This is a genomic window from Methyloceanibacter marginalis, assembly GCF_001723295.1.
Classification (GTDB): Bacteria; Pseudomonadota; Alphaproteobacteria; order Rhizobiales; family Methyloligellaceae; genus Methyloceanibacter; species Methyloceanibacter marginalis.
This window is the reverse complement of the sequence record NZ_LPWD01000139.1, coordinates 1-2,150: the sequence shown is the minus strand read 5'-3', so window position 1 is coordinate 2,150 and position 2,150 is coordinate 1. Positions and strand designations below refer to the sequence as shown.

Here is a 2,150-nt window from a genome sequence, read left to right as displayed (position 1 = left end):
GAGACGACCTGCTGGGCTCAAGACGCTGCTGGCCGAGATGGCGGGGGAGCGCAGGCAGCGTTGAAGAGGCGCGTTTCCATCTTGTCGCGCCGGCATGACCGGAACCGGACTTGACGAAGCAGGCCGCACCGCGTTCTTGCCGCTTTGCCTGGTCGAGCCCTATCTCGCTGCGCTCGCCAAGGTCCGCGACCCCTTGCGTCAGGTGGCAAGCATCAATCCCCTGTACCGGCTGTGGCGCCTAATGCGGTCGCGTTAGAAGCTCACTCGGCCGCGACCGCGCTTAGTCCTTCAAGCCAATCATCGAGATCGGCCAACGCCCGCGCCGACATGGCGCGCTTACGCGCGAAGGCTTTGCTGTTCTTGGCGCCTTTGCCCCAGGACTCGCGGGCGACGGTCACGGGCGGGAACAGCCCATAATTGACATTCATTGGCTGGAAGCTGCGGGCGCCGCCTTCGCCGTCCGCGCTCAAATGTCCGCCAGTGATGTGCGCAAGCAGCGCGCCGAGCGCGGTTGTGGGCGGCGGCGGAGCAGGCGGCGCTCCCAATCGCTCGGCACCGGCGAAACGGCCGGCAATCAGCCCGATGGCCGCCGACTCCACATAGCCCTCGACGCCCGTCACCTGGCCGGCGAAGCGCAGGCGCGGTTCGGCCTTGAGCCGTAGAGAGTTGTCGAGCAGCTTCGGACTGTCGAGAAAGGTGTTGCGGTGGAGCCCGCCGAGCCGGGCGAACTCCGCTTGCCCCAATCCGGGGATCATGCGGAAGACGCGCGCCTGCTCGCCGTGCTTCAGCTTGGTCTGGAAGCCCACCATGTTCCACAGCGTGCCAAGCGCATTATCCTGGCGGAGCTGTACGATCGCGTGGGGTTTCTCGTCCGGGCGGTGCGCGTTCGTGAGGCCGACAGGTTTCATCGGGCCGTAGCGAAGCGTGTCGCGCCCGCGCTCGGCCATGACCTCGATGGGCAGGCACCCTTCGAAATAAGGCGTCTTCTCGAAGTCCTTGAAGGTGGTCTTTTCGGCCGTCAGAAGTCCATCGATGAAGGTATCGTACTGCGCCTTGTCGAGAGGACAGTTGATGTAGTCGGCGCCGCTGCCGCCGGGGCCGACCTTGTCGTAGCGGGATTGGCGCCAGCAAACATCCATATCGATGGACTCGAAATGCACGATCGGTGCGATGGCGTCGAAGAAGGCAAGCTCCGCTTCGCCCGTGAGCGTCTTTACCGCGTCGGCGAGCGCGGGCGAGGTGAGTGGTCCCGTGGCCACGATCACGCTATCCCAGTCGGCCGGCGGCAGCCCCGCAACTTCACTGCGGTCGATCGCGATGAGGGGATGCTCGGTGAGCGCCTTCGTCACGGCGTCGGCGAAGTCCTCCCGGTCCACGGCGAGCGCGCCCCCGGCCGGAAGCTTGTGAGCATCCGCGCAAGCCATGATCAGAGAGCCGGCCCGGCGCATCTCCTCATGCAGCAGGCCCACCGCATTGGTCTCCCAATCGTCTGAACGGAAGGAATTGGAGCAGACGAGCTCGGCGAGCGCGTCCGTCTTGTGAGCCTCGGTCGGGCGCTCGGGCCGCATCTCGTGGAGGACGACCGGAACGCCAGCCTTTGCCAGCTGCCAAGCCGCTTCGCTGCCGGCGAGCCCGCCGCCGACCACATGAACCGTATCCGTCATGGGCGTAGCTAGGCCGGTCGAGCCCGATGTTTCAAGCGGAACGAGGGCCGAAAACCCTCCGCAAGCGTCTATTTCTTGGGCAAAAGACTAATCCTTATTCAGCCCAGGACCGCTTTGGGCTATACTTCGGGCCGGAAGCCGAATCGACAGACATTCATCAGCTTCCATGAATGAGCCGGTGGATTGCCGGCAATCGGCGGATCCGCCCGCTCTCTTTTTCACAAAAGGGGGGTGAGATGTCCGCAAATACCGCACTAGCAATCAGCGTTGGCGTTCTTGGCGCCATAGCCACTTGGCTCTTCCTGGGCCCGCTCGGTGGCATGCTTGCCATTTGGGCCGCCTTTATCGCGTGGGGCTGCTTCTTCCACTGCGGTGGCAAGGAAGCCGGCCTGCAATCGGCCATTCTCGGCAATATCGCCGGCGCATCATCGCCGGCATTACGCTCTGGGTGGCGACCAGACCGGCATTGGCGATCAGATCGGCCTG

Annotated in this window: 3 protein-coding genes; 2 read left to right on the top strand and 1 reads right to left on the bottom strand. The window is 64.5% G+C overall.

The features are described from left to right. Positions 1-94: 94 nt before the first annotated feature. On the top strand, positions 95-256 hold the full coding sequence (locus tag AUC71_RS19235) for a hypothetical protein (RefSeq protein ID WP_158007721.1): 162 nt from the start codon (positions 95-97) through the stop codon (positions 254-256). 4 nt (positions 257-260) lie between these two features. Here the strand turns inward: AUC71_RS19235 and trmFO are convergent, their stop codons facing one another. After that, a complete protein-coding gene (gene trmFO, locus AUC71_RS06095) occupies positions 261-1,664 on the bottom strand; it encodes a methylenetetrahydrofolate--tRNA-(uracil(54)-C(5))-methyltransferase (FADH(2)-oxidizing) TrmFO (RefSeq protein ID WP_069623555.1) in 1,404 nt (467 codons plus the stop codon). A gap of 236 nt (positions 1,665-1,900) precedes the next feature. On the opposite strand from trmFO, the gene AUC71_RS17470 reads away from it, so the two are divergent. After that, positions 1,901-2,150: DUF1097 domain-containing protein (locus AUC71_RS17470; protein ID WP_141701487.1), on the top strand; the 250-nt coding region annotated here is incomplete at its 3' end.